Here is a 26,461-nt window from a genome sequence, read left to right as displayed (position 1 = left end):
AAACGGATTATGTATGGCCGCAACAGTTTTTTGCTACTTAAAGGAAAACTGCTGCGGCTTGAATCAAAGCGCAAAATCAACTAACTTTGGAAAGAACCAAAAAACAATTGACAAATGCACCCCGGGTCAGTATACTTTAATCAATTAGAGTTAGAAACCATTGACCAGGAAGAGTAGAACTTGGATCGGCATTCCAGAGAACCGCGGTGGCTGAGAAAGCGGTATGCCGGATAAGATTCGAATGGGCCTGGGAGGGCCGGGCGAAACCGTTGGCGGGAGTAGCTTTGGACGGGTTCCCCATCCGTTATCAACGGGGTGCATATGATAGTATGTAACAGAGCGGGTGTCACAGAAAAGACATCAATCAGGGTGGTATCGCAGAAGCGCAGCTTTTGTCCCTTTCTTTTAGAGGGATGAGGGCTTTTTTTATTGTTAACTTACGGCCCGTATGTCGGGCGTTTGCGCGCGATACGGAAAAATGAGTGCCTGGATTTGGAATATTGCATTGGAAAGGAGTGAAGGATTCGTGGATAAAATGAATCTCACCTATGAGGAAACAAAAATTTATCAGACAGATTATGATCTGGTGCCGCTGTGCAGGGAAATCTATGCAGACGTTATTACGCCCATCAATCTGCTGAAGAAGCTTACCATGCTGGATCAGAACTTTTTTCTTCTGGAAAGTGTGGAGGGCGGGGAACAATGGGGCCGGTATTCTTTTCTGGGTTATCAGCCGCTGATGCATGTCACCTGCAAGCGCGGGGAGACCCGGATCAAAAGCGGGGAAATCGAACTGCGGAAAAAAGGCGGCCCCATGGGGATTCTAAGGGAACTCTTATCCGAATACCGGGCTCCCCACGTGGAAGGCCTGCCGACTTTTACCGGGGGCTTTGTGGGATATTTCTCTTATGAGATGATCGCCTATGCGGAACCGAAACTAAAGATCAAGGAGAGTGATTTCCAGGATCTGGATCTGATGCTGTTTGATAAAGTGATCGCCTTTGATCATCTCCGCCAGAAGATCTTTGTCATTGTCAATGCAAAGCTAAAAGACCGGGAACAGGGCTACCGCAAAGCAGCGCTGGAGATTGATAAGCTGGTCCGCATGATCTGTGGTCCCATGCCGATGGAAAGCCAAAAGGAACCGGCGCCTGAGATTCCTCAGTTCGTATGCAATACCTCCCGGGACGACTATTTGCAGATGGTGGAGAAGACGAAGCATTACATCCGGGAGGGCGATATCTTTCAGGGCGTCATTTCCAGAAAATTCACGGCGGATTACAGGGGAAGCCTGCTGAATATGTACCGGGTGCTGCGCACTACCAACCCGTCTCCCTACATGTATTTTATACAGAGCGATTCCCTGCAGATCGCGGGGGCTTCTCCGGAAACCCTGATCAAACTGGTAGATAAGAAACTGACCACCTTCCCGGTAGCAGGTACCAGAGCCAGAGGCCGGACCAGGGAGGAGGATAAGCAGCTGGAAAAGGAACTGCTGTCCGATGAAAAAGAGTGTTCCGAGCACAATATGCTGGTGGATCTGGCCCGAAATGACCTGGGCAAGGTGGCCGCTTTCGGAAGTGTCCATGTGGAGGATTATATGCAGATCCACCGTTTCTCCAAAGTCATGCATATCGCATCGGTGGTAAACGGCACGCTGGGTGAGGGGAAGGATGGATGTGACACCATCGAAGCCCTCCTACCGGCCGGAACCCTCTCCGGCGCTCCAAAATTCCGGGCCTGCGAGATCATCGATGAACTGGAGCCGGAGGCCAGGGGGATCTACGGCGGCGCTATTGGGTACCTGGATTTTTCCGGCAACCTGGATGTATGTATTGCAATCCGTACCGCGGTTAAAAAGGACAACAAAGTGTATGTGCAGGCCGGGGCCGGTATCGTGGCGGACAGCGTCCCCGAGCTTGAGTATGAGGAATGTGCCAATAAGGCCCAGGCCGTGATGGAGGCTCTGCGAAGAGCCGGGGAGGTGACGGAATATGATTTTGCTCATTGATAACTACGACAGTTTTTCTTATAACCTGGTCCAGCTGGTGGGCAGCCTGACCGCCGAGGAAATCCGGGTGATCCGTAACGATGCCCGGACCGTGCGGGAAATAGAAAAAGCGGCTCCCTCCCATATTATCCTGTCCCCTGGTCCCGGAAGGCCGAAGGACGCCGGCATCTGCGAAGAAACCGTGCGCACCTTAAAAGGCAGGATTCCCATTCTGGGCGTCTGCCTGGGCCACCAGGGAATCTGCGAAGCGTTTGGCGCGCGTATCACCTATGCGCCGAAGCTGATGCACGGAAAGCAGAGCATAATACGGATCGACACGCAAAATCCGTTGTTCGCCGGACTTCCTCAAGAAATCCGGGTGGCCCGGTACCACTCTCTGGTCGCGGACCCAGCTACCCTACCGGATGAGCTTCAGATCATCGCGCGGACAGAGGAACAGGATGTTATGGCGGTCTGCCACAGGGAATTCCCGGTCTACGGCCTGCAGTTCCATCCGGAATCGGTCCTTACGCCGGACGGGGCGGTAATTATGAAAAATTTTCTGTATGGATAACTAAAAAGAATAAATTGGAGGAACAAGAAAATGATCAAAGAAGCAATCTACAAACTGGTAAACAATGAAGATTTATCCTATGAAATGGCGGAACAGGTGATGGACGAAATCATGGACGGGGAAGCGTCCCAGATCCATATGGGCGCGTTTCTGACCGCCCTGCGCATGAAAGGGGAAACCATCGACGAGATCACCGCGTGCGCGGCCGGAATGCGTAAGCACTGTACCCGCCTGCTCCACGATATGGATGTGTTGGAGATCGTGGGAACCGGCGGGGACGAAGCCAATACCTTTAATATCTCCACCGTCTCCTCCCTGGTGGTATCCGCCGCCAGTATCCCGGTCGCCAAGCACGGGAACCGCAGCGTTTCCAGCAAATGCGGAGCCGCCGACGTGCTGGAAGCGCTGGGTGTCAATATTGAGATAAGCCCGGCCCAGAGCGCGGAGATTTTAAAGGAAATCAACCTGTGCTTCATGTTCGCCCAGAAATATCACTCGGCCATGCGCTTCGTAGCGCCGGTCCGAAAGGAACTGGGCATCCGTACCGTATTTAACATCCTGGGCCCCCTGGCCAATCCGGCCGGCGCCAATTTTGAACTTCTGGGCGTCTACGAGGAATCCCTGGTGGAACCGCTGGCCCAGGTACTGTTGAAACTGGGCGTCAAGCGGGCCATGGTGGTATACGGCCAGGACGGTTTGGACGAAATTTCACTGAGCGCGCCGACTACCTGTTGTGAGCTGCGGGACGGCGTGGTAAAATGTTATATGATAAAGCCCGAGCAATACGGTTTTACCATGTGTGCGAAACAGGATATGGTCGGCGGCGACCCTCAGGAAAACGCCCGGATCGCCCGGGATATTTTAAGCGGGGAAAAGGGACCCAAACGGGATGCCGTACTGCTGAACTCCGCCGCCTGCATTTATATGACGCAGAATGATATCACCATGGATCAGGCTGTAGCCATGGCTGCCAATATCATCGACAGCGGAAAAGCGCTGGAACAGCTGAACCGTTTCGTGGAGTTATCCAATACCATCTGATGGATCGGATGGAAATAGAAAGAAATAAGAACAATAATCAGGAGAATACAGGCATGATATTAGATACAATCGCAGAAGCGACAGCCCTGCGGGTGGCGAATCAGAAAAAACTGGTATCGCCTAAAGAAATGCAGGAAGCTGCCCTTCGGATAGCGAAGGCGCAGCAGCACCGCTTTCCCTTTGAACAGGCCCTCCTCCGGGAGGATATTAATTTTATCTGCGAGGTAAAGAAAGCTTCCCCGTCAAAAGGGATCATCGCGGAAGATTTCCCCTATGTCCAGATCGCCCGGGAATATGAGCAGGCAGGGGCGGCAGCCATCTCCGTATTGACGGAGCCCCGGTTCTTTTTGGGAAAAGATGAATATCTGGAAGAAATCGTAAACGCGGTCAGCATCCCTGTGCTCAGAAAGGATTTTACCATTGATCCGTACCAGATCTACCAGGCCAAAACACTGGGAGCCTCCGCGGTTCTGCTGATCTGCGCCCTTCTGGAACGGCCGGTTCTCAGGGAATACCTGGATATCTGCCGGCAATTGGGCCTGTCCGCTCTGGTGGAAGCCCATGACGAACAGGAAATCCAAACCGCGGCGGACGCCGGAGCCCGCATCATCGGGGTGAATAACCGGAATCTGAAAACCTTTGACGTGGATATCCAAAACAGCAGGAGGCTGCGGGCTCTGGTCCCGGAATCCGTGATCTTTGTGGCGGAAAGCGGGATTCGTACCGCTGACGATGTGCAGGCCTTAAGAGATGCCGGAGTCCATGCGGTACTGATCGGGGAAAGCCTGATGCGAAGCCCCGACAAGACAAAAATGCTGCACACGCTTCGGGGGGACGCTTATGACTAAAGTAAAAATATGCGGACTGCGCACGCCGGATGATATCGGCTATGTGAACCAGTTAAAACCGGATTACGCCGGATTTGTATTTGCCCCCAGCAAACGCCAGGTCAGCCTGCTGCTGGCATTGCGGATGCGGGTCAGGCTTGCCCCGCAGATCCGGGCGGTAGGCGTCTTTGTCAATGAACCTCTGGAAACGGTAGCCGCTCTTTGCAGGCAGAAGATTATCGATATCGTACAGCTTCACGGGGATGAAGACGCCTCTTATATCGGCCGTCTCAAAGAACAGACGGCAGTTCCGGTTATCCGGGCGGTCCGGGTCCAGAATAAAGAACAGGTCCTGGAGGCGGAACAGCTGCCCTGCGATTATCTTCTTCTGGATACTTTCGTGGAGGGGCAGTATGGCGGCAGCGGGAAGCAGTTCGATCCTTCCCTGATCCCGGAGCAGCTGCAAAAACCTTACTTTCTGGCCGGTGGGCTGGATGAGCACAATGTGCGTGAGATCCTGACCCGGTGCAGGCCCTTTGCCGTAGATGTGAGCAGCGGGGTGGAGACGAACGGCTACAAAGATTTCGATAAGATCAGACGGTTCCTGGAGGCTGTCAGACAGAATCCTTGAGAACATGAATAAAGACTTAAGACCGTCCGCGCGGACGGTAGAATGGAGATAACAGATGAAAAAGGGAAGATATGGTGATTACGGCGGTCAGTACATCCCGGAAACGCTGATGAACGCGGTAATCGAACTGGAAAATGCATATGAACACTATAAGAATGATCCTGAATTTAACCGGGAGTTAGAGGACCTGCTGAAAAATTATGCCGGACGGCCCTCGCTTTTGTATTACGCCGAAAAGATGACAAAAGATCTGGGCGGTGCGAAAATCTATCTGAAACGGGAGGATTTAAACCATACCGGATCTCACAAAATCAACAATGTGTTGGGACAGGTGCTTCTGGCGAAGAAAATGGGAAAAACCCGCGTCATCGCGGAGACCGGCGCCGGCCAGCACGGAGTGGCTACTGCCACCGCGGCCGCGCTGATGGGCATGGAGTGTGAGATCTTCATGGGCAAGGAGGATACGGACCGGCAGGTGTTAAACGTCTACCGGATGGAGCTGCTGGGTGCGAAGGTGCACGCGGTTACCAGCGGCACACAGACGTTAAAGGACGCGGTCAATGAGACCATGCGGGAATGGACCAGAAGGGTGGATGATACGCTCTATGTCTTAGGTTCCGTGATGGGGCCTCACCCCTTTCCCATGATCGTACGGGACTTCCAGTCGGTAATCGGCAGGGAGATCCGGCAGCAATTGCTGGAACGGGAAGGGAGACTGCCCGATGCCGTGCTTGCCTGTGTGGGAGGCGGCAGCAACGCCATGGGCGCTTTCTACGAGTTCATCCCCGAGACTTCCGTCCGGCTGATCGGCTGTGAAGCCGCGGGCCTCGGTGTGGATACGGATCAACATGCCGCTACGATCGCCAAGGGAACCAGGGGCATTTTCCACGGCATGAAATCCATCTTCTGTCAGGATGAGTACGGACAGATCGCACCGGTCTATTCCATCTCGGCCGGGTTAGACTATCCCGGCATCGGCCCGGAGCACGCGATGCTGCATGATACCGGACGGGCGGAATACGTACCCATCACAGATGAGGAGGCGGTGCAGGCCTTTGAATATCTTTCGAGAACCGAGGGGATCATCCCGGCGGTGGAAAGCGCCCATGCCGTAGCGTACGCCAGAAAACTGGCGCCGGCGATGAAACCGGATCAGATCATCGTCGTCAATCTGTCCGGACGGGGGGACAAGGATGTGGCGGCCATCGCCAGATACAGGGGGGTGCAGATCTATGAGTAGAATAGCACAGGCATTTCAGAACAAAAAAGCATTCATCGCGTTTATCACCGGAGGAGATCCGGATCTGGAAACTACGGAAGAACTGATCTGCGCCATGGATCAGGCCGGCGCGGACCTGATAGAGATCGGAGTCCCTTTCTCCGATCCGACCGCGGAGGGTATCGTGATCCAGGAGGCCAACGCACGGGCGCTGGCAGCCGGCTGTACTACGGACAAGCTTTTCGAGATGGTATCCCGGGTGCGGCGGCGCACACAGATACCGTTGGTATTTTTAACCTATATGAATCCCATCTATACCTATGGAAAAGAACGTTTCTTCCGCCAATGCCGGACGGCAGGCATCGACGGAGTGATTATACCGGATCTGCCCTTTGAGGAGAAGGAAGAAGTGGCCCCCATATGCGCGGAATACGGAGTGGATCTGGTACCCCTGATCGCTCCCACTTCCAAGGAACGGATCACCATGATTGCAAAGGAGGCAAAAGGCTTTATCTACTGTGTGTCCTCCCTGGGGGTTACCGGCGTCCGCTCGGAGATCCGGACAGACATAGGCGCTATGGTGCGGCTGGTGAAGTCGGTTACCGATCTCCCCTGCGCCGTGGGCTTCGGGATATCCACGCCGGAACAGGCGGCAAAGATGGCGGCGGTTTCGGATGGGGCCATCGTGGGAAGCGCGATTGTAAAACTGGTGGCGAAGGATGGGAAGGATTGCGTTGAGGCCGTAAGTGAGTATGTGCGGTCTATGAAAGAAGCCATAGCTGGGCTGGATGATTTTACAAGTTGACGCAGGGCTTATGGCTGTGATAAGCTTAACCCGCACGAGAGAACGAACGATATGACAGTTTAAGCGGATGGAACATACGCAATTTTTCATTCGTATAAATCACAAAAGAGAACATGGGCCAGCCCTTGTTCTCTTTTATTTTAACTTAATGGAGGTTACGCTTATGATAAAAAAAATGATGTTACTGACGGCCGCCTGTCTGACTGCTTTGGCGCTGACAGCCTGCGCATCGGACCAGGATGCGGATAAGAATACGAATCAGGAGACACCCCCTGCCGCACAGACTCCCAATGCCGATTTAAATGTCCCTTCGGGAAATAATTCAGATGACGCTGAAAATCCTGACTCCGGCAGGCAAACCGGCAAATCAAAAACTTTCCGGATTGCTACGGATACGACTTTCTCCCCTTTTGAATTTGAGGATGTGGACGGGAACTTTACCGGTATCGATGTGGAGCTTCTGCATGCGATCTCAGAGGATCAGGGATTTACCTTTGAACTGCAAAGCCTGGGGTTTGACGCCGCTGTGACCGCATTGGAGTCCGGACAGGCAGACGGTGTGATCGCAGGTATGAGTATCACGCCGGACCGGCAGGCCAAATTTGATTTTTCCGATCCGTATTTTAATTCCGGTATCGTCATGGCCGTAGTGAAGGATTCCTCCGTGGATTCTTATGAAAAACTAAAGGGCCGGACCGTTGCGGTAAAAAATGGAACGGAGGGCGCTGCCTTCGCGGAATCCATCGCGGATACCTACGGATTCACCATAACGGTATTTGACGATTCCTCAAGTATGTACCAGGATGTTCTATCCGGCAGTTCGGCTGCCTGCTTCGAGGATTATCCGGTTATCGGCTACGCCATCAGCCAGGGAATGAAAATTCAGATGGTTGGTGAGAAACAGGCCGGAAATTCTTATGGGTTTGCGGTAAAAAAAGGACAGAACGAAGAGCTGTTAAACTACTTTAATGAGGGGCTCCGGAATCTGAAGGAAAACGGGATCTATCAGGAAATCCTGGACCGCTATATTGTAGAATAATCCCGTTACGCTTTCCTCCCGGACGAATTCAGATATTTTTCCAGCATATCCAGCTCGTCTGTGAAAATGCAGTGTTCCAATGTGTGATCTTCGATCCCCCGCCGGATATCCCTGATATTCATCCAAACCACCTGCTCCACTTCCTCTTCCTGCAGTGAAAGCCGATCGGGTTCCAGGTCACTTTCCAACAGGTACACCGCGCTGATTTCGTGATTCCGGAACGGCCTTCCATAGAATTCCCGCTCCGCCCATGACTCATACATTCCCAGAAAATGCAGGTCCTTTATATCTGCATCTATGCCCAGCTCCTCGCCGAGTTCCCGCACGGCGGACCGGGCATATTCATCCCCCGCGGGGATATGGCCTGCGGAAGAGATATCATAGCAGCCCGGGAACGCGTCTTTTCCCGCCGCCCGCTTCTGCAGCAGCAGGTCAAAGGTCTGATCCGCCCGCTTTCTGTAAATCCAGACATGGGACGTTCCGTGCAGATCCCCGTCCCGGTGGACCAGCGTGCGTTCCCTTACTCTTCCCGTGACCGTACCGTCCGGATTCCGGATATCGATCAGTTCCATGGCCTGTCCGTCCAGAACAGCCTCTTTCATCACATTATTCTCATAACTTAGCTTTAGGGAAAAGAACGGACGCTCCTCCCGCATCAGATTCAGGAAAATATGATCCCCTTCCCACAGGTTCAGCTGCTCCACATCCCGCTTCGGCACCCATTCCAAAACCCCCTCGTCACAGGAAATCATTTCTCCCTCAAACGCGTCCGCGGTAAATAAACACATATATTCCGGCGGATAATCGTCTGCGATAAAGGTCACGATCCCCCGGAACCGGTAGGACGTAAGAATGAGTCCGGTCTCTTCTGCCGCCTCACGCAGCAGGCATTCCTCCGGACTTTCCCCGTGTTCAAAATGGCCCCCGATCCCGATCCATTTATCCTTATTGACATCATTTTTCTTCACAATCCGGTGCAGCATCAGGTAACAGTCATCTTTTTCTATATAACAAAGTGTAGTCAAGCAGCTTTTCATATTTTAAACTATCCCTTTATTTTCATCACATTTCTGTTTATAAATCTCTTTCAAATCATCGATGGCCATCTCGACATCAAAAGTGTGGAATCCAAGCCAACATTCATTCATTGTTTTTGCATCAGCGATGCTATATATTTCACGGCTGCATTGATTGGTATAATAATGCCAATAGCGGTAAGTGTATCCCGTCCAATACATTACTTCCGAAGTATAAGTTGTACCAGCCTTTTTCAAACCGCCTACCTCATCATTTAACTCTTCAAGAATATATTCTTCCCCAGCCCATTGTAAGCGATCATAGATATCATCAAGGGCAGCAGCAGCTTTGCTATTCATAAAAGCTTCTATAAACAACGGACAATCATATCCACTTTTTCGCGCAAGCTCAAACAAACGCCCCTGTATATCACAAAGTTGGCGCTTATCAAGTGTTAGATTTTCCATTTCATTCACCTGCCTTTAATATTTCATCAAAGAACCGGCCTTCCCGACGATATTTCCGACAAATTTCATCAGCCTTTGCGATACCTATGGAACGTTTTGCTTCACTTTCCTGCTTCAGTTTATCCCGGTCGTCTTCAGAAAGTTCTTGTTCATCAAGGATTTTAATTTTTTTGCAGGCCTTTTCTGTTAAAGCTACATATTGCTTTCCAAGTTTCAACGCGGAAAGGCTATTGATTAACGCAAGATCTGTGATTTCTCCATTAAAGAATCGATCCAACACCACAAACATTCTATCGTTTGCAATATAACCAATAATCACGTCGTAATCCTTACTTAAATCCGCATACCGCTTATAGATTTTTGAGTTTTTCACAGATTCCATCTTTCCACGATTATAAGCAACCATTAATGCCCACTCTAACCCCACCTCAATATCAAGAATTTTAAGATCGGACAAATCAATGCTTAGTAAATATATTTTAGCTTTCGGATAGTTGCAGATTAAAGTAAGCGGCTGAGTACGGTCGGTGCCCATGTAAAAACCTTTACCAAAATCACAGCGATCCCGGCTTATAGGTGCAATCGCGCCGTGGAGCCCTGACTTCGAGCCATGATAAAGAGTCACTACTTCATTGGAAGTGACAATACGGTTCCCTGCAAATCGTGAAAAATCAATATTATGATTATCACACAGGCTCTTAATTGCATTGACTGCAATTTTTGATGGCGCACAACGGCCTTTCTCCCAGCGGTTTACGGTTGCAAAGCTAACCCCCAACTTGTCGGCTAATTCACTCTGACTCAAATTCAGACAAGAACGTATTTCTTTTATAATTTGGGAGCTTTTCATTATGACCTCCTGGGCTTTCCATATAACATCTGAATTGTTTTATTATAACATGTGAAATATAAAAACACAATACAGCACATAGGTCAGAATAAACCGCCGAAAGCAGTTATGCATTGAGGCAGCAATTGTTCTAAAGCAGTTACTCAAAATAATCCAGCACCTGCTGCACATCCAATTCCTCCGTTCCCTGATAGGGAAGATCCGGGGCCAATGTGGTCACCTTGACACGGATCCCCACAGATCTCATTCCCGCCGCCCGTATCGCTTCGATTCCGGCCTGCGAATCCTCAAAACCTATGCAGGAATGGGGCAAAACGCCCAGATTCCGGCAGCAGTCCAGGAACACCTCCGGGTCCGGCTTTGTTCTGGCGATCTGACCGGCATCCGCGATATAGTCAAAGACTGGTTTGATTCCCAGCCGGTTCAGCACCGTATCCGCATTGCGGCTGGCCGACGCCACAGCCAGTAAAATTCCTCTTTCCCTGGCTTCTTTTAGAAATCCTTGAATTCCGGGTAAAATATCCCGGTCCGTAATATTTTTCAGGAGATTCCGGTAGATCCTATTTTTTTCACGAACCATCTGTTCCTTCTCCTGTTCGTTAAAACGCTGCCCGGCCTGATTGATTTCCAGTATAAGGTCCAGGGAACGTCTCCGGCTGACGCCTTTGAGCTGCTCATTGGCGTTTCGGTCAAAAAAAAGTCCGTATTCTTCGGCGATCCGCTTCCATGCCTGGTAATGATATTCCGCCGTGTCTGTGAGCACGCCGTCCAGATCAAAAATAAACGCTCTGATCATATATCTGCTTTCCCTCCCGCTATCTGGTGTAGTTGGTTTCATTCTCGGCCTCTCCTGCCTCCTGCTGCATAACCAGCATATCCATTACCGCCAAGCGCGGAATATCCCGGATGACCGTTATCTCCTGGACCGGAGTTCCAGTAATGGCATTGAGCCGGACCCTTTCTATCGTTTCCGTATCCTGAAACACGATATAAAGATCCCCGCCCTCCAGCAGCAGCTGTCTTGGATTAGCTCCCGACAGCCGGTGGCAGCTGGGGTTCCCCATCTCTCCGGTTTCCGGATGAAGAGGATAGACAGCCAGAACATCTGCGGCCCTGGTCAGCGTGTACAAAAAGCGATGATCCGGACTGACGGCCAAGGCTGACGGATGGGGATATTGAAAGGAAGTGACCGGCTCCTTATATTGTTCCAGTTCCTTTTCCGGTACGGTAGTTAGCTTCTGTACCGGGCTTAACTCCCCTTGGCTCTCTTTACAAAGAAGTACTGCCGGCATGATCTCCCCGATCACGTAACAGCTGGAAAGCCCCTGGACTGCTATGGCATTTCTGGGGCCATATCCCTTTGGAATCCGGATCTCTCCCTGCCGGCTGATCTTCCAATTTTCCCCGTCAATCCTGAATATTGAAACCCGGTCGGTTCCCCGCTCCGGTACCAGATATTCCGTCCGGCCCATGCCGCGGCACAGCGAGTGGGGCGATGCCGTATCCTGAAAAAAAGGGATCTCTCCCGAACCGGTAAACGCATAGAAATCCCTGGCTTTGGTAAGATTCCCCTCATCGTCTCTCTCAAAGAGTACCAGCGTGGCCGCATCAAACACATTCCCGGTCCGGATGGTACCGTCACGGTCAGCGAACACCCCGCACACGGGAGGCCGGTTGGAACCATGGTTCAGCACCAGCGCATAGTGTTCCGACAGCTTCAGATCCAGCGGGAACGCGCCGAAGGAATTGATTTGTCCCGCCGGCATAAGCATTCCCGTCTCCCGGTCGATCTTAAACCACAGCACCCGGCCGCCCGGCTCTTCCTGTTGAAAGCGTGAAATCTCCAGGCTTATATACAGCATGTATTTCTCGGTATCGACCCAAAGGCCGCTGACACTGTATTCCATGGGAACACGCTGGATCCGCTTCCACTCCCGGTCCGTTTCCTTATATTCATAGACACAGACAGCCGTGTTCCCCCGCTCATTGTATGTAGAAGCCCAGTTCCCCGTATAGATAAATCTTCTGTCACTCATAGGGGAAGCGTCTCTTTTCCCAGTTCATACGCCATAAGCAGCGCCCGCCTGCAGACATCCGGTCCGTACAGCAGATGGTAATGTCCGGGACACAGGATATCCTCACGCAGGCCGGACGCTTTTTCCAGAGAATTCAGATAATCCTTCCCGGAAAAATCGGGAGCGCCCGTCCAGGCCAACAATACTTTTATATCATCCTCCGGCGCGGCCGGTTCGACAGCCAGAAAATCTCCCATAAACAAAATCTTCTTACCGTGGAGACTGGCCTCATACATCATCGATCCCCGGCTGTGTCCCGGAACGTGAATGGCCCGGATCACTACATCCCCGAAGGATAGCACCCGGCCATCCTCCAGGACTTCATCTGTCTTGCAGGGTCTGAACTCTCTGCCAAACAGGTATCCGATACAGTTTTTATCTCCCTCTTCCATCGCCTTGGCATCCCCCGGCCCGGCTAGTATTCGGGAGCCCAGCTCCCGGGCCCTCCAGGCGTTTCCTGCGTGGTCAAAATGACAGTGGGTGAACAGGGTGTGGGTGACCGGAAGTTTGTCCAGTCCCCAGAACCGGAGCATCTGCCCCATCTTCTCCCACTGAAGGTCAGAGAATCCCGCATCGATCAGTATCAGCTGTTCCCCAGCCCGAATGACATAACTGTTGGAATTCGTTGCCAGCGGTACCCCGCTCAACTGATATACATCTTTCATTATCTGCATAATTACACCGTTCTTTCTCTCATTCCAGAGACAAATCCATCACTACAGAAGCGGATCTCTCCCATTACAGCGGCAGATCTCCACATTATCGGCAGATCCCACATTACAGCGGCAGATCCCACATTCCGCAGAAAGGGTCCACCGGGCTTACGCCCAGGAAGGGGCTTCTGCCCATGATCTTTTCCACCACCGCTTCCCTGGTGTAGTCGGACTCGCTGTAGGCATTGATATAGGTACTGACCATGGGAATATCCATAAGCATGTATGGGCTGTTAAAGGAGACGGCCATGGTCGGTATCTCCTTTGTATAGCAGGGGATCTCCCCACATACGATAGACTGCCAGTTGATCCGGTAGCCGGTGTGGGCGCCTATAAAATAAAGCATCAGGTCATATTTCTCCTTTAAAGGCCGGATACCGGTTCCTGTCTTGCCGATTCCCGGCATCTCCTCCAGATCCATTTCGAATACCTGGAAGCCCTCATTCTCCAGGGATCTACGGAATTTCCGGTACTGGGGATTGTTATCGTACCGCCCGGCCTTTTCCCCTTCCAGAGGAATCAGCAGCACCCGTTTATATTTTTCCGGTGACAACGGCAGCAGCTTGTTCACATCCTTAACCAGGGTAACAGCTTGATCCGCGCATGCCGCGGCCCAGGTTCTGTGCTCTTCACAGCCGACGATCTCCTGACCGAAGTCCACTCTTTGCTTATTGTTCTTTTCATACAGCCGCAGTTTCGCCTTCAGCGCCAGAATTCTGGTGACCGCCTCATCCAGGCGTTCCCGCGTAATGATTCCGTCTCTGACTCCCTTACGCATATAATCCACATCTTCGCTGTGATTGATGGTAAACAGGAACATATCTACTCCGGCCGCGATACAGTAAGGTACCGCCTTCTCCCGCTCCATCGAAGTCATGAAGCCCGTCATATGCGTATCATCCGACACGATCAGGCCGTTAAAGCCCAGCCTGTCCCGAAGCAGTCCCTGCAGAAGCTCCCGGGAGAGAGAGGCCGGAAGGATCTCCCGGTCCGTAAGTTTTGGATTCAGGAACTTGCTGTAGGCCGGACACATAATGTGAGCCGCCATGACTGCATCCGCGCCGAAAGCAATCAGCTCCCTGTATATTTTCCCGAAGGTTTCATCCCACTCTTCCACCGTACAGCTATTCACGGTAGCTACCTTATGCTGATCCCGGAAATCTTTCCCGTCACCCGGGAAATGTTTGATGGTGGCGGCCAGATTATACCGGTGGACTCCCTCTATATAGCCCTTTGCCATACGAATGATTTTATCCGGATCCGAACCGTAGGTCCGGGTGTTGGTCACCGTACTCAGATAGTTCTCGTCTATATCCACGATCGGCGCGAAGGACCAGTTGAATCCCAGCGCCGCCCCTTCCCGGCCCGCGACGATGCCCAGCTGTTCGGCGCACGCATCACTGTCAGCGGCCGCCACCTGCATCTGTGTTCCATAATAGGTCCCGTTGCTGATTCCCCCGTTTCCGCCCCGTTCAAAATTCGCAGCGATCAAAAGCGGGATGTCAGAGCGTTCCTGGACGATCTGTGTGAACTTGTTCAAGTCTTCCGCTGTGTTTGGCCGAAACATGACTCCGCCGGGTTTGATCTCACTGAAGATCACGTCGCTCTCCTCAGAGGTACAGTTCCAGAGTGTCTCGCAGAAGAGCTGTCCGATCTTCTCCTCTACGTTCATTCCCGCCAGTGTATCTTCAACCCAGCGCCGCTGCTCCTGATCCAGGAAAAACGGATTTGCTGTTAATGCTACCATATATTTTCGCATCTCCTTTTTATAGATTGCGCTTTGCTCTGTCTGTACCGGCCTCTTCTATTTTGCGGCAGCCCAGGCGTCCAGCTGTTTTTGTTTTTCTGCCATATATTCCTTTAACCCCGCCGCGTATAATGCGTCGTTCATCTCAGCGATGGACGCGTCCACGTCGGCTGCGAATCCCCACTCGATCATCATCCGGTACTGGGCGGTAACTGAGGACAGCGCGGTATATTCCGAAGTGACATTGGCGGAATCAAATGCAAATCCAAGGGCTGCTGATTTGTTGGCGCTCTTATTCCAATCCATCAGGTCTGTGTAAAGGGTCGCCTCATCTCCCTTCCAGACGGCGGAGAGCATGGCGTTTCCGGATTTCCATGCGGTTTTATCGGAATACCCATCCGTATCCGGGCCGTCTGTTGCGAAGCCGTCCGCATCCAATACCCAGTTTTTTCCTTCCACCCCGTAGTTGAGCAGGTTGACCAGATCCGCATCGGTATACAGCAGATTCAGGAACTGCATAGCCAATTCAGGATATACCGAATTTTCCGGGATCACCCAGCTCCAGTTCTGTACTTTGGAGGTATAGGAGATCGGTTCTCCCAGAACCGCCACTTCCAGTTCTCTTCCGGCCAGCAATTCATTTTCGGTCAGGGCTCCGGGCTTATATACATTCTGATAGCTGGCCACCACACCGCTCTTCATAAGGGCCTGGCCTCCGTTTGCCTCATCGGTGATAATATCCGGGTACACATAGCCCGCATCGTTCCATTCTTTCATCATTTTACAGAAATCTTTATACTCCTGAGACTCGAAAAGATTGGTAACTTTCAGCTCACTGCTGTCCATCAGCACACCCAGTTTATCGGTCAGCGGATCTTGGATTCCGTCGTCGCTCATGTAATAGCCTTCCGGTTTCACGCCAGAGTTACAGGCCAGGTAGAGATTGGGATAAGCCTCTTTTATTTTTGCAAATACCGGGGTCAGATCCTCATATTTGTGTACCGCAGACAGGTCGATCTGCAGTTCATCGATGATCGCTTTGTCAAAATAATAAGCGGATTGTCCGGCCAGATCCCGCACGGTAGTCACGCCGTATACTTCCCCGTTTACGGTAGTCCCTTCCAGGTAATCTCCCAGCGTAGCCTTGATATCTTGTCCATACTCATCCAGCAGACCGTCCAATGCTTTTAACTGGCCTTTCCCCACGGCTCCGGCGATACCGGAACGGAACATGCCGAACATGCAGTCAACCTGTTCGCTGGGCGAAGCCAGGGTAAGCGCCATCTGATCCTGTATATTGCCGTAGGTATAAGGAATAAAGGTTACGGTACAGCCCAGTTTCTCTGTAGTAATTTCATTCAGTTTCTCCGTCACCGCATCGATATCGGCAGGCACTTCCAAGTAGGCATAGGTGACCACCAGATTCGGGATCTCGCCCTCTTTCGCCTGGGTGTCCCCGCCGTTTTCTTCGGTCTTAGAGTTCTCCGCGTTTTTATTCCCGTTATCTGCCGCCTGGTTACCTCCGCAGCCCGTGAGAGCTGTCATTGTCATTGCCGCCGCCAATAATAAGGCCAATAATTTTCTTTTCATGTTTTTCCTCCTTATGGATCATTGATTTTCTAAAAAGTTGTGTTTCTATATGTAAGGTTTCGATATCAACCTTTGACACCGCCCATAACGATTCCCTTAACGAACCCTTTCTGCAGGAAGGGATACGCCATCAGAACCGGAAGTGTGCCGACCACCGCGATCGCCATCCGAACCGTATTGCTGGGCAGTGTGGTCATGCTGGATACGGAACCGCCCATGGTAGACAACGAGGTAATACTCTTAATCATTTCATTTAGCACATTCTGTATACTGTACAGGCTGGAATCCGTCAGATAGATCAGCCCGTTATTCCAGTCGTTCCAGTAGGAAAGTCCGATAAACAATAATAATGTGCTGACTATGGGTTTCGAAAGGGGCAGGACGATTCTGGTGAATATGCCGATTTCACTGGCCCCGTCGATCCTGGCTGACTCTATGATCTCAAGCGGAATGTTGGACTTAAAATAAGAGCGGGCCATAATCACAAAAAATGCCTTGACCATCAGATTGGGGATTACCAGCGCCCATATGGTGTTCTTAATGTGGAAGATCGTGGTCCACATGATATAGCTGGGAACCAGTCCCCCGTTGAACAGCAGGGTAAACAGTACATAGAACGAGAATATTCTTCTGCCCGGAAGATCCGGCCTGGACAGCGGATAGGCCAGCATAAGCGTCATAGCCAGTCCCGCCAGCGTGCCAAACACTGTGACGAACAGGGAGATCCCATACGCATGCAGTATCTTGCCGCCCTGTCCCAGCAGATACCGGTAGGCATCGAGACTCCAGGACTTGGGGAAGAACGAGTATCCCGTCAGGGCAATCGTACTGTCTTCCGTAAAGGAAGAGATGATCAGCAGGATAAAGGGAATCAGGCAGCTCAGGGAACAGATCCATAAAACCGCATGTTTTAGTACACTATAAATACCGACTTGTCTTTTCATCTTCACATCTCCTATATAATAGCGTCATCCGGACTGATCTTACGGACCAGGGCATTGGCCGCCATGATTACGAAGAATCCCACTACCGCCTGATAAAGTCCTGCCGCCGATGACATACTCACATCTCCCAGTTCCAGAAGGCCCCGGTATACATAGGTGTCCAGAACGTTAGTTACATTGAGGATTGCTCCCGAATTCTGAGGCACCTGATAGAACAGGCCAAAATCCGAGTAGAAGATTCTTCCCACATTGAGCATGGTCAGAGTGATTATCGTCGGTTTTAACAGCGGAATGGTAATATAGCGGATCTTCTGCCAGGGCGTTACCCCATCCAGCTGGGCCGCCTCATATACAGAATCGTCAAATCCCAGGATCGTAGCCAGATAGATCACGCTGGCATACCCTGCGTTCTTCCATGTATTGACAAACACCAGGATAAACGGCCAGTATTTGCTTTCCAGGTACCAGTTGACGGAATTCTTGCCCATTTCCTGCAGGATCCCTTTGTTGATGAGTCCGTTGCTTCCCAGAAACGCATATACCAGGTAGCTGACCACCACGTAGGATATGATGTAGGGAATCAGCAGGCAGCCCTGGTGCAGGGAACGCATTTTCTTACTTCTCATCTCCGACAGGAAGATCGCCAGCGCCACTGAAACCACCAGTCCCAGGATAATAAACACAAGGTTATAAAGAATCGTGTTCCGGGTTATGATCCAGGCGTCTTTGGTTGCAAACAGATATTTGAAATTCTCCAATCCGCACCAGGGACTGGACCAGATCCCGGTTCTGAAATTGACCTTCTTAAAAGCGATCACCAGTCCTGCCATCGGCAGATAATTATTAATCAGTAAATAGATGAGCCCCGGCAGCATCAGCAGATACAGATACCGATAACGCCATGCCATTTTCCTCTTTTTCATACTCCATCATCCCTTCTATCCTCCAGATTTCTGTGGATCCATGCCGTATCCATCTCATCCGGATACTCTTCCCAGGTATTTTCATCCGGATAGGCCGGGACCGGTTTTCTGGATTCCTCTTTTCGATAGGCATACTGTCCCAGATATTTCCGGTCTTCCTCCTTTGTCAGCTTCGGCCGGCAGTTGGACCGCTGCATGTCATGTACCCAGCCCTTTTCCCGGTCTGCCTTAACTGTTCTCTGCCACTCCCCGTATAAGATCCTCCACTCGCCGTTCTGCCTTATATGTCCCCCCGGTATATATCCCATACTCCAGATCGCCATAGGCGGTTCCCGGTGTATGGAAAGGCCTTCATAGCCAAAGGAGGTGAATACCGCCCGGGCTTTGTCATTTTCCCGGTTCACCCGAATGATTGGCGTCAGCAGCGGATGGATCAGGGTGTTGCCCTCCAGGCTGTCAACCACCGGCAGAAGTCTGGCTCTTCGTATAGCCTTCATATCTACCCCGGGATGTTCATCCGCGTACAGTTCTCTTCTCTTCTGGCCGATGTGCTGGTCGTCATGATAGCGGTAAAAGATTCCCCGCAGATTACGGATCTCCCAGACGGACAGCTGCAGATCCAATCTTCGTTCCCAATCCGCCAGCTTATCCGGGGGCAGTCCTCTTAATTCCTGTAACAACTGTTCAAACGCTTTTCTTTTTTTCATACCGTTTCTATCACTCTTTCTTTTTCTTCAGCATCCAATCCTCCCCATCCCATGTCTTGTAAGGTCTGGGGTACATGGGGATGCATTCCCGGATCGAATATGGTGTATAGGGATTGTGGTAGGTGGACTCCTCTGCCAGCGGATGAACCGGAATGTTTGGCCGGTTCTCAAGGCTGGTATCCTGTACCCAGCCCTTCTGATAATCACACTTCATCAGCCGGAACCAGTGGAAATGCCAGATCTTCCAGCTGCCGTGCTCATAGATAAAATCAGCGCCGATGACTCCCCAGTTCCAGATAGCCTGGGGCGCTTCCCCCTCCCGGGGCAGCGCTCCGATTCCGGGGCATACCCACTGGGCCCGGGCTGTCTCCAGATCCTCCGCCACCTCGATAATCGGTGAGGCCAGCTGGATGTCCATCAATTCTCCCGGCTCGCATGTGGAGGGCATCAGGTAAGTAATTGCTTCTCTGATGTCCTTCCCACGGAAGACTCCCTCGTCGGCGATTTCAAGGGTGGCATCCTCTCTGCTGCTGAAAAAAGAGAGTACCTCCTCCGGTCTCCGGTAATTATAGGACAGCACGCAGCTTCCCATGTTATTTTGAATTTCTGTGTAGGCTTCCAGCCGAAGGATTTTATCCGCGACCCTTTTTGCCTGCTCCTGCATGACTTCGTTTTCCATATCTTTATCCTCTGCTTGCCTTATTTTATAAACGGTTCTTCTCATAAACCGCAGACGGACTTCTGCTTCCTCAAAGCCCCTCTTTATTTGCTTATCTGTATCTTACCGAATATTCCGTTCTTTTACTATTCCATAAAGTGACACGTATCCTGTGCAAAAAAGTTACCTATTGCACTCTGTTTTCTATACATTTATTGACTCTTTATCATAAATAAATTATTATTTTATTAAGTCAGAAACATATGTAAGCTTGGCAGGAAAAAGCTTGAGAAGAACGAAGGGGGAGAACAGGAGAATACTATGAAGCTATCATCGCAAATCGACAGCACCAGAGCCGCCGCCAATCGAAATCTGTACCTGGCCTATGAGGAGCTGATCCAGCTCCCGGAGGATCTGGGTTATAAGACCGTGTTTGAACCCGGAACCCAGGAAGAACATCACCAGATCACCCGTCCCATTATCGCCTCGGTCAATCATCTCCAGCAAAACGGCCATATGAAAAATATCATCTATTCAGACGGGAGTCCCACCACCGTCGAGCTTACCAACAAAAGCATCAATTACCGGTACAACGACTTTTTCCAAATCAGCTATGTGCTGTGCGGAAAAATCGTGTATCATATACGGGATGCCCAGGTTACGGTGGAGGAGGGCGGGGTGTTGCTCATCGATGATAACACCTACTACTGCGAAGACATCACGCTGTCCGAGGGTACCATCATCAACATTTCCGTGTCCGTACCAGTTATCAATGAAATTTTTCTGACCTATGAGAATGAGGATACCCTTCAGGGCTTTTTGCACCGAAGTTTTATCAAAGAAAAAGGCAAGCAGAACATGCTGTACTTTTTTCCAAAAAAGCCTGAGGAAAGCTTAATCATCAGCAACCTGATCTCCGACATCCTCTTCGAGATCAAAGACAAGAAGCGGGGTTTTGAATATATCTGCAAGGGTTATCTGGTGCGGCTGATGGATAATATCGCCTCTGAATATGAGTATTCCTATACGCGGGAGGAAAAAGATTTCTTTCGAAAATATCTGTTTGACGAGGTAAAGAATTATATTTTTCAGAACTATCAGAATATACAGATTCAGGATCTCATCGATCACTTTCATTATCAGAGAAATTATTTTAACCGCCTGATCAAGGATTTTACCGGAATGACCTATTCGGACTATCTGATCGAGGTACGGATACTGCACGCCAAGCATCTGCTGGAGACCACCCGCTCAAACATCGATGAAATTATGATGGAAGTCGGCTATAACAACAAAGGGTTCTTTTATAACAGTTTTAAAGAGCGGGTAGGGTTAAGCCCGGCCGGTTTCCGCAAAAGCTTGAAGCAGGAAGACCAGGCTTAAGGGTTACCGGTACTACACCAAAAGGACGCTTCCCGGATCTTTAAAAATTATTTAACAAGACGAGAAAATGCACCGGGAATCTGCAATGATAAACCGTTGATCCCCGGTGCAATTCTTTCAGAAACTCTGTTCCAATTTCTCCAGCATCTCATCCACATGTTCCTTTTCAATCACCAGCGGCGGCACCAGCCGCAGTACGTCGGAGGCCGCCGTAATCACGATCAGGCCATTGTCAAGCGCGCGGTTCACGATCTCTCCCACCGGACGTCCTTCGACTACCAGCCCCTGCATCAGACCTTTTCCACGTCTCGCACGGATAAAATCATATTTATCCACAAGCAGATCCAACTTTTCTTCCAGATAGGCGGATATCTCCCGGACATGCTCCACGATCCGGCGGTTTTCGAAGATATCAAACACTTTGCTGACCGCCGCGCAGGCCAGCGGATTCCCGCCGTATGTGGTGCCGTGATCTCCGGGAACCAGGGACGCTTTGGCGACTTTCTCATTTAACACAAAGGCTCCTACGGCGATCCCGCACCCCAGCGCCTTGGCGCAGGTCATCACATCCGGCTGTACGCCGTAATGCTGCCAGGCGAACATCTCGCCGGTTCTGCCCATCCCGCACTGGATCTCGTCAAAGATCAGCAGGATATCCTTCTCCCGGCAGATGGCCTTCACTCCATCCAGGAACTCCTGATCGGCGGGATAGATCCCCCCTTCTCCCTGAACCGGTTCCAGCAGGATCGCGCAGGTTTTTTCCGTAAGCTCCGCCCTCACACTGTCCAGATCATTGAAATCCGCGAAACGGATTCCTCCGATCAAAGGCTTGAACGCTTCCTGATAATGTGGGTTCCCTGTGACGGACAAGGCCCCCATACTCCGGCCGTGGAAGGAATGGTTCATGGCGATGATCTCATGGTCTGTACTGCCGTCTTTGAGATACGCGTATTTTCTGGCCACTTTGATGGCCCCCTCGATGGCTTCCGTTCCGCTGTTTGTGAAAAACACCTTATCCATTCCCGCTGCCTTAACCACCTTTTCAGCCGCTTCGGCTGCGGGTTGATTATAATACAGATTTGACGTATGGATGAGCTTGTCGATCTGTTCTTTCAGCGCGTCATTATATTCTTTGTCCTGGTAACCAAGGGCGAACACCGCGATACCGGCGGCAAAATCCAGATATTTCTTTCCTTCCGCATCGTACAGATACACGCCTTCTCCCTTATCCAGTGCGATCTGGTAACGGTTATAGGTATGCAGGATATACTGTTCGGCCTGGCTGATGATATCCTTATTTTTCATGATAATACCTGCTTTCTGCTTCTCCTATGATAGCGGTTCCGATACCTTTGTTGGTAAAGATCTCCAACAACAGGCAATGGGGAATCCGGCCGTCCATGATATGTACCCGCGACACTCCGCTTCGAATGGCGTCGATACAGTTTCCAAGCTTCGGAAGCATGCCGCCTCCGATGTTCCCGTCTGAAATCAACTGCTCCGCCTCGCCGATGGTCAGCTCCGAGATCAGGGAATCTTTATCCTCATAATCTTTGTAGACCCCCTCGATATCAGTCAGAAACGCAAGTTTTTCCGCATTCATGGTCTTAGCGATGGCACAGGCCGCGTCATCGGCGTTGATATTGTAGGTGTGGAATTCGTCGTCCATCCCCACCGGGCATACGATCGGAAGGAAATCTTTTTCCAGCATATCATAGAGGATCTGGGGATCCACCTCTTTGATCTCTCCCACATAACCGATGTCCTGGCCGTCCGAGTATTTCTTATCCACCTTCAGCAGGCCGCCGTCCTTGCCGCTGACACCGACCGCCTTCACGCCCAGGCGCTCTACCAGGGTCACCAGCTCTTTATTGACTTTATTTAAAACCATCTCGGCAATTTCCATGGTTTCCTCGTCGGTTACCCGCAGGCCGTTGATGAATTTCGGCTCCATCCCGACTTTGCCGACCCACCGGCTGATCTCTTTTCCGCCCCCGTGCACGATGATCGGCTTGAAGCCGACCAGTTTTAACAAGGTCACGTCCTCGATCACATTGTTTTTCAGCTCACCGTCCACCATGGCGCTGCCGCCGTATTTTACAACGATGATCTTCCGGTTAAAACGCTGGATATAGGGCAGCGCCTCGATCAGCACCTCCGCCTTTTCCAGATATTTATTCATATTTTCTCTCATGGTAACAGCTCCTTTACGAATGGCAGACTCCATTATGAACGGTAATCCGCATTGATTTTGATATAGTCATAGGTCAGATCGCAGCCCCAGGCGGTCGCGGAGGCCCCGCCCATTTTCACATCCGCGACAGCGGTCACAGCCGGTTCGGACAAGATCTTTGTGGCCTCCTCCTCGCTGTAATTTAAGGCGGTGCCGTCTTTTACGATCTGGATCTTGCCAGCCGCGCTTTCGAAAAAGAGATCCACCTTTTCCGGATCGAACTGTACGCCGGAATATCCCATCGCGCACAGGATACGTCCCCAGTTGGCGTCATGGCCGTAGATCGCGGCCTTCGTAAGATTGGAGGTCACAATGGATTTGCTCAGCGTGACAGCGTCGGCTTTCGAAGCGGCGCCTTTTACCTTGACCTCGAACAGGGCGGTCGCCCCTTCTCCGTCTCCGGCCATGTACTTGGCCAATGTCACATTTACATAGTGAAGAGCTTCCAGAAATGCCTCATAGTCCGCATTTTTTTCTGTAATCTCCGGATTTTCCGCCATGCCGTTGGCCAGCAGCAGCACCGTGTCGTTAGTGGAGGTGTCGCCGTCCACCGATATCATATTATAAGTATCCTGGATATCCGTACTCAGCGCTTCCTGGAGCAGTTCCTTCGTAATCGCCGCATCCGTGGTAACAAAGCTTAACATCGTACACATATTTGGATGGATCATCCCCGATCCCTTACACATGCCTGCGACCGTGACGGTTTTGCCGCCGATTTCCACAGTGGCGGCCGCCTCCTTGGAAACGGTATCCGTCGTCATAATCGCTTCCGCGGCAAGCTTAGCCGCTTCTCTGCCCCGGGCCAGCAAAGGAACCATACCGGCCACTCCGGCCGTGATGCGCTCCATCGGCAGCTGCATGCCGATCACTCCGGTGGATGCCACCAATACCGCATCCGCCGGTATCCCCAGCAGTTCTCCCGCTTTCACGGACGTCTCTTTACAATAGCCCATTCCTTCCTCTCCGGTACACGCGTTGGCGATTCCCGCGTTTACGACTACCGCCTGCACATAGGGGGAATTTTTGACGATCTCAGCGTCCCACTTTACAGGCGCCGCCTTGACCACGTTAGTCGTAAAGGTCCCGGCCGCTTTACATGGTTTTTCGCTGCAGATCATGGCCATATCTTTCCGGTTTTGGTATTTGATAGCCGCTGCCGTACTGGCCGCCTGAAAACCTTTGGGAGCTGTAACTCCGCCGTCGATTATTTTCATAACACACATCTCCTCTTATTCCGCATCCTCTTATTCTTCATGCTCTTATTCCACAAATGTGGTAATGTTTTCTTCATTCAGTGACATATCGTAATAATTCAGATCCGTCCGGTATGCGAATCCTTCTTTGTTCCAGAACAGATTGCCGACTTCGTTTCTGCGGAACGCGATCAGCGTAACCTTGTTGATCTTTTCTTTTTTCAGCGCTTCCATAGCCGTGTTAGCCATTTCGGTGCCGATTCCCCGGTGCCGGTAGTCCTCGTCCACACAGACATGGTAGAAACAGCCGCGGCGTCCGTCGTGTCCGCACAGGATGCTTCCCACGATCTTGCCATCTTCCAGCGCTACCACGCTTAAACCGGGATTCCGGTTCAGGAACCGGGCAACTCCTTCCCGGGAATCGTCGATACTGCGTATTCCCATTCCCTGTATCCTGTTCCAAAGCCGGTACACGCCATCATAATCTTCTATCGTCATTGCCCGTACCATATTATCCTCCTGCGGCACGCCTGCCGCGCCCTATATTCTATAAACAAGAGTTTCGCTTGCGAAGCTCTCCGTCTGCGTCGGACTGCGTAAGCGGCATCTTCCTTCCCGCTGCAGTGCACGGCATGTTGCCTGGCCTCTACGGCTACGGGAACATCGGAACCTGCATCAGTCCTTCATTTTCCGGTAAACCGAACATGAGATTCATATTCTGTACCGCCTGGCCTGCGGCGCCTTTCACCAGATTGTCCATGGCGCCCATCATAATAATCCGGTTGGTGCGGGGATCGATCTTAAAATTGACATCCACATAATTGCTGCCCTCCACCCATTTGGTCTGGGGGCAGACATCCCGATCCAGAACCCGGACAAAGGTTTCATTGGCATAATATGTATCATATGCCCCTTTAACTTCCTCATAGGAAACCTGTTTTTTCAGCGAAGCGTAAGCTGTTACCAGGATTCCTCTGTTCATGGGAACCAGATGCGGAGTAAAGTTGATTCGGATCTCTTTGCCGGCCGCATATCCTAACTGCTCCTCGATCTCCGGTGTATGGCGGTGTGTCGCAACGCCGTAGGCTTTGATATTTTCATTGACTTCACAGTACAGGTTATCTAACTTCGCGCCTCTGCCCGCCCCGGACGTCCCCGACTTGGCGTCGATGATAATCGTGTCCGGATCGATCAGCCCTTCCTTTAATAAAGGATAAATCGACAGGGTGCTGCATGTGGGATAACAGCCGGGATTTGCCACCAGTCTGGCCTTCTTTATCTCTTCCCGGTTAATTTCACACAGTCCGTAGACAGCTTCCGGTATGAACTGCGGGGTCTTGTGCTGGATTCCATACCACAGCTCATAGGTCTTCACGTCTTTGATGCGGAAATCCGCGCTCAGATCCACCACCTTGACTTTTGAGAGGATCCCTTCATTTATAAGAGATGCGCACAGCCCCTGCGGCGTGGCGGTGAAAATGACATCCACCTGATTGGCCAGTTCCTCCATATTATCGTCCAGACAAGTGTCGTCCACGATCTGGAACATGTTCTGGAATACCTCGTAGTATCTTTTATCTATGTAACTCCTGGATCCATACCATTGGATCTTCGCTTCTTTATGTCCCATCAACAGCCGGACGATCTCCTGTCCCGCATAGCCGGTCGCTCCGATGATTCCCACTCTTATCATCCCACTTACTCCTCTTCTTAATTATTGTCTGATTTTTTCCATAATGTCTTTGTCTTTTCATATATTATATCAGTTTTTACCGGAAGTAAAGGGATTTTCCGAATTTTACCCCTTATATTTGCATAATTATACATATTTT

Annotated in this window: 26 protein-coding genes and 1 other annotated feature; of the genes, 9 read left to right on the top strand and 17 right to left on the bottom strand. The window is 51.1% G+C overall.

Translation table 11 applies throughout. The features are described from left to right. Positions 1 to 151 precede the first annotated feature (151 nt). Positions 152 to 403, top strand: a binding site (T-box leader). Positions 404 to 535: 132 nt separating this feature from the next. The 8 genes from trpE (at position 536) to KTH89_RS15705 (ending at position 8,126) form a co-directional block, all read left to right on the top strand. Then, a complete protein-coding gene (trpE, locus tag KTH89_RS15740; RefSeq protein ID WP_158342645.1) occupies positions 536 to 2,011 on the top strand; it encodes an anthranilate synthase component I in 1,476 nt (491 codons plus the stop codon). Then, positions 1,995 to 2,564: an anthranilate synthase component II gene (locus tag KTH89_RS15735; protein ID WP_158342555.1), complete on the top strand. Its 570-nt coding sequence runs from the start codon at positions 1,995 to 1,997 to the stop codon at positions 2,562 to 2,564. Before trpE ends, KTH89_RS15735 begins: the two co-directional genes overlap by 17 nt. Before the next feature lie 30 nt (positions 2,565 to 2,594). Then, complete coding sequence (gene trpD / locus KTH89_RS15730; RefSeq protein WP_238722317.1) at positions 2,595 to 3,605, top strand: anthranilate phosphoribosyltransferase; 1,011 nt, start codon at positions 2,595 to 2,597, stop codon at positions 3,603 to 3,605. Between the two features lie 53 nt (positions 3,606 to 3,658). After that, positions 3,659 to 4,453: an indole-3-glycerol phosphate synthase TrpC gene (gene trpC, locus KTH89_RS15725; RefSeq protein WP_238722316.1), complete on the top strand. Its 795-nt coding sequence runs from the start codon at positions 3,659 to 3,661 to the stop codon at positions 4,451 to 4,453. Next, a complete protein-coding gene (locus KTH89_RS15720) occupies positions 4,446 to 5,063 on the top strand; it encodes a phosphoribosylanthranilate isomerase (RefSeq protein WP_238722315.1) in 618 nt (205 codons plus the stop codon). Before trpC ends, KTH89_RS15720 begins: the two co-directional genes overlap by 8 nt. A 55-nt stretch (positions 5,064 to 5,118) precedes the next feature. Beyond that, the gene (gene trpB, locus KTH89_RS15715; protein WP_238722314.1) at positions 5,119 to 6,303 is read left to right on the top strand and encodes a tryptophan synthase subunit beta; all 1,185 of its coding nucleotides are present in this window, start codon (positions 5,119 to 5,121) and stop codon (positions 6,301 to 6,303) included. Then, on the top strand, positions 6,296 to 7,087 hold the full coding sequence (trpA, locus tag KTH89_RS15710; protein ID WP_158342560.1) for a tryptophan synthase subunit alpha: 792 nt from the start codon (positions 6,296 to 6,298) through the stop codon (positions 7,085 to 7,087). The genes trpB and trpA overlap by 8 nt, the downstream gene beginning before the upstream one ends. A gap of 163 nt (positions 7,088 to 7,250) precedes the next feature. After that, positions 7,251 to 8,126 (top strand): transporter substrate-binding domain-containing protein, encoded by an 876-nt coding sequence (locus KTH89_RS15705; protein WP_275061805.1) that lies wholly within the window; start codon positions 7,251 to 7,253, stop codon positions 8,124 to 8,126. Between the two features lie 5 nt (positions 8,127 to 8,131). Here the strand turns inward: KTH89_RS15705 and KTH89_RS15700 are convergent, their stop codons facing one another. The 12 genes from KTH89_RS15700 to KTH89_RS15645 form a co-directional block, all read right to left on the bottom strand. Next, on the bottom strand, positions 8,132 to 9,163 hold the full coding sequence (locus KTH89_RS15700; RefSeq protein ID WP_238722313.1) for an NUDIX domain-containing protein: 1,032 nt from the start codon (positions 9,161 to 9,163) through the stop codon (positions 8,132 to 8,134). A gap of 3 nt (positions 9,164 to 9,166) precedes the next feature. Continuing rightward, on the bottom strand, positions 9,167 to 9,610 hold the full coding sequence (locus tag KTH89_RS15695; protein WP_158342562.1) for a hypothetical protein: 444 nt from the start codon (positions 9,608 to 9,610) through the stop codon (positions 9,167 to 9,169). 1 nt (position 9,611) lies between these two features. Next, positions 9,612 to 10,460, bottom strand: a complete 849-nt coding sequence (locus tag KTH89_RS15690) for a DUF3990 domain-containing protein (protein ID WP_238722312.1) — start codon at positions 10,458 to 10,460, stop codon at positions 9,612 to 9,614. A 139-nt stretch (positions 10,461 to 10,599) separates the two neighbouring features. Further along, the gene (gene pgmB, locus KTH89_RS15685) at positions 10,600 to 11,298 is read right to left on the bottom strand and encodes a beta-phosphoglucomutase (RefSeq protein ID WP_238722311.1); all 699 of its coding nucleotides are present in this window, start codon (positions 11,296 to 11,298) and stop codon (positions 10,600 to 10,602) included. Beyond that, positions 11,276 to 12,496, bottom strand: a complete 1,221-nt coding sequence (locus KTH89_RS15680) for a lactonase family protein (protein WP_238722310.1) — start codon at positions 12,494 to 12,496, stop codon at positions 11,276 to 11,278. Before KTH89_RS15680 ends, pgmB begins: the two co-directional genes overlap by 23 nt. After that, positions 12,493 to 13,209 carry an MBL fold metallo-hydrolase gene (locus KTH89_RS15675; protein ID WP_158342565.1) on the bottom strand — a complete coding sequence of 239 codons (717 nt, stop codon included), beginning with the start codon at positions 13,207 to 13,209 and terminating at the stop codon, positions 12,493 to 12,495. The genes KTH89_RS15680 and KTH89_RS15675 overlap by 4 nt, the downstream gene beginning before the upstream one ends. Positions 13,210 to 13,312: 103 nt before the next feature. Then, positions 13,313 to 14,995, bottom strand: a complete 1,683-nt coding sequence (locus KTH89_RS15670) for a glycoside hydrolase family 3 protein (protein ID WP_238722309.1) — start codon at positions 14,993 to 14,995, stop codon at positions 13,313 to 13,315. A gap of 57 nt (positions 14,996 to 15,052) precedes the next feature. Then, positions 15,053 to 16,585, bottom strand: coding sequence for an ABC transporter substrate-binding protein (locus tag KTH89_RS15665; RefSeq protein ID WP_238722308.1), 1,533 nt, complete (start codon positions 16,583 to 16,585; stop codon positions 15,053 to 15,055). A gap of 65 nt (positions 16,586 to 16,650) precedes the next feature. After that, positions 16,651 to 17,529 carry a carbohydrate ABC transporter permease gene (locus tag KTH89_RS15660; RefSeq protein WP_238722307.1) on the bottom strand — a complete coding sequence of 293 codons (879 nt, stop codon included), beginning with the start codon at positions 17,527 to 17,529 and terminating at the stop codon, positions 16,651 to 16,653. An 11-nt stretch (positions 17,530 to 17,540) separates the two neighbouring features. Further along, a complete protein-coding gene (locus KTH89_RS15655; protein ID WP_238722306.1) occupies positions 17,541 to 18,452 on the bottom strand; it encodes an ABC transporter permease in 912 nt (303 codons plus the stop codon). Beyond that, entirely contained in the window at positions 18,449 to 19,159 is a 711-nt protein-coding gene (locus KTH89_RS15650; protein WP_158342570.1) for a hypothetical protein, read from the bottom strand. Before KTH89_RS15650 ends, KTH89_RS15655 begins: the two co-directional genes overlap by 4 nt. Positions 19,160 to 19,169: 10 nt before the next feature. Next, on the bottom strand, positions 19,170 to 19,838 hold the full coding sequence (locus KTH89_RS15645) for a nuclear transport factor 2 family protein (protein ID WP_238722305.1): 669 nt from the start codon (positions 19,836 to 19,838) through the stop codon (positions 19,170 to 19,172). A gap of 300 nt (positions 19,839 to 20,138) precedes the next feature. Between KTH89_RS15645 and KTH89_RS15640 the strand changes: the two genes are divergently transcribed. Further along, positions 20,139 to 21,200 (top strand): helix-turn-helix domain-containing protein, encoded by a 1,062-nt coding sequence (locus tag KTH89_RS15640; RefSeq protein ID WP_238722304.1) that lies wholly within the window; start codon positions 20,139 to 20,141, stop codon positions 21,198 to 21,200. A 117-nt stretch (positions 21,201 to 21,317) separates the two neighbouring features. On the opposite strand, the gene KTH89_RS15635 is transcribed toward KTH89_RS15640, so the two are convergent. The 5 genes from KTH89_RS15635 to argC all read right to left on the bottom strand — a co-directional run bounded on the left by KTH89_RS15635 (position 21,318) and on the right by argC (position 26,322). Further along, positions 21,318 to 22,505 (bottom strand): aspartate aminotransferase family protein, encoded by a 1,188-nt coding sequence (locus tag KTH89_RS15635; RefSeq protein ID WP_238722303.1) that lies wholly within the window; start codon positions 22,503 to 22,505, stop codon positions 21,318 to 21,320. Next, entirely contained in the window at positions 22,495 to 23,394 is a 900-nt protein-coding gene (gene argB / locus KTH89_RS15630; RefSeq protein ID WP_238722302.1) for an acetylglutamate kinase, read from the bottom strand. The genes KTH89_RS15635 and argB overlap by 11 nt, the downstream gene beginning before the upstream one ends. A 32-nt stretch (positions 23,395 to 23,426) precedes the next feature. Then, entirely contained in the window at positions 23,427 to 24,650 is a 1,224-nt protein-coding gene (gene argJ / locus KTH89_RS15625; RefSeq protein ID WP_238722301.1) for a bifunctional glutamate N-acetyltransferase/amino-acid acetyltransferase ArgJ, read from the bottom strand. Positions 24,651 to 24,695: 45 nt separating this feature from the next. Then, a complete protein-coding gene (locus KTH89_RS15620; RefSeq protein WP_158342576.1) occupies positions 24,696 to 25,139 on the bottom strand; it encodes a GNAT family N-acetyltransferase in 444 nt (147 codons plus the stop codon). A 142-nt stretch (positions 25,140 to 25,281) separates the two neighbouring features. Next, on the bottom strand, positions 25,282 to 26,322 hold the full coding sequence (gene argC, locus KTH89_RS15615; protein ID WP_238722300.1) for an N-acetyl-gamma-glutamyl-phosphate reductase: 1,041 nt from the start codon (positions 26,320 to 26,322) through the stop codon (positions 25,282 to 25,284). Positions 26,323 to 26,461: the final 139 nt, after the last annotated feature.

The organism is Diplocloster agilis (genome assembly GCF_019042275.1).
In the GTDB taxonomy this organism is placed as follows: Bacteria; Bacillota; Clostridia; order Lachnospirales; family Lachnospiraceae; genus Diplocloster; species Diplocloster agilis.
This window is presented reverse-complemented; position numbering and strand designations above follow the sequence as displayed.

Coding starts and splice junctions, on each gene's coding strand:
- trpE (WP_158342645.1), top strand. CDS start 536: ATGAATCTCACCTATGAGGAAACAAAAATTTATCAGACAGATTATGAT.
- KTH89_RS15735 (WP_158342555.1), top strand. CDS start 1,995: ATGATTTTGCTCATTGATAACTACGACAGTTTTTCTTATAACCTGGTC.
- trpD (WP_238722317.1), top strand. CDS start 2,595: ATGATCAAAGAAGCAATCTACAAACTGGTAAACAATGAAGATTTATCC.
- trpC (WP_238722316.1), top strand. CDS start 3,659: ATGATATTAGATACAATCGCAGAAGCGACAGCCCTGCGGGTGGCGAAT.
- KTH89_RS15720 (WP_238722315.1), top strand. CDS start 4,446: ATGACTAAAGTAAAAATATGCGGACTGCGCACGCCGGATGATATCGGC.
- trpB (WP_238722314.1), top strand. CDS start 5,119: ATGAAAAAGGGAAGATATGGTGATTACGGCGGTCAGTACATCCCGGAA.
- trpA (WP_158342560.1), top strand. CDS start 6,296: ATGAGTAGAATAGCACAGGCATTTCAGAACAAAAAAGCATTCATCGCG.
- KTH89_RS15705 (WP_275061805.1), top strand. CDS start 7,251: ATGATAAAAAAAATGATGTTACTGACGGCCGCCTGTCTGACTGCTTTG.
- KTH89_RS15700 (WP_238722313.1), bottom strand. CDS start 9,163: ATGAAAAGCTGCTTGACTACACTTTGTTATATAGAAAAAGATGACTGT.
- KTH89_RS15695 (WP_158342562.1), bottom strand. CDS start 9,610: ATGGAAAATCTAACACTTGATAAGCGCCAACTTTGTGATATACAGGGG.
- KTH89_RS15690 (WP_238722312.1), bottom strand. CDS start 10,460: ATGAAAAGCTCCCAAATTATAAAAGAAATACGTTCTTGTCTGAATTTG.
- pgmB (WP_238722311.1), bottom strand. CDS start 11,298: ATGAAACCAACTACACCAGATAGCGGGAGGGAAAGCAGATATATGATC.
- KTH89_RS15680 (WP_238722310.1), bottom strand. CDS start 12,496: ATGAGTGACAGAAGATTTATCTATACGGGGAACTGGGCTTCTACATAC.
- KTH89_RS15675 (WP_158342565.1), bottom strand. CDS start 13,209: ATGCAGATAATGAAAGATGTATATCAGTTGAGCGGGGTACCGCTGGCA.
- KTH89_RS15670 (WP_238722309.1), bottom strand. CDS start 14,995: ATGGTAGCATTAACAGCAAATCCGTTTTTCCTGGATCAGGAGCAGCGG.
- KTH89_RS15665 (WP_238722308.1), bottom strand. CDS start 16,585: ATGAAAAGAAAATTATTGGCCTTATTATTGGCGGCGGCAATGACAATG.
- KTH89_RS15660 (WP_238722307.1), bottom strand. CDS start 17,529: ATGAAAAGACAAGTCGGTATTTATAGTGTACTAAAACATGCGGTTTTA.
- KTH89_RS15655 (WP_238722306.1), bottom strand. CDS start 18,452: ATGAAAAAGAGGAAAATGGCATGGCGTTATCGGTATCTGTATCTGCTG.
- KTH89_RS15650 (WP_158342570.1), bottom strand. CDS start 19,159: ATGAAAAAAAGAAAAGCGTTTGAACAGTTGTTACAGGAATTAAGAGGA.
- KTH89_RS15645 (WP_238722305.1), bottom strand. CDS start 19,838: ATGGAAAACGAAGTCATGCAGGAGCAGGCAAAAAGGGTCGCGGATAAA.
- KTH89_RS15640 (WP_238722304.1), top strand. CDS start 20,139: ATGAAGCTATCATCGCAAATCGACAGCACCAGAGCCGCCGCCAATCGA.
- KTH89_RS15635 (WP_238722303.1), bottom strand. CDS start 22,505: ATGAAAAATAAGGATATCATCAGCCAGGCCGAACAGTATATCCTGCAT.
- argB (WP_238722302.1), bottom strand. CDS start 23,394: ATGAGAGAAAATATGAATAAATATCTGGAAAAGGCGGAGGTGCTGATC.
- argJ (WP_238722301.1), bottom strand. CDS start 24,650: ATGAAAATAATCGACGGCGGAGTTACAGCTCCCAAAGGTTTTCAGGCG.
- KTH89_RS15620 (WP_158342576.1), bottom strand. CDS start 25,139: ATGGTACGGGCAATGACGATAGAAGATTATGATGGCGTGTACCGGCTT.
- argC (WP_238722300.1), bottom strand. CDS start 26,322: ATGATAAGAGTGGGAATCATCGGAGCGACCGGCTATGCGGGACAGGAG.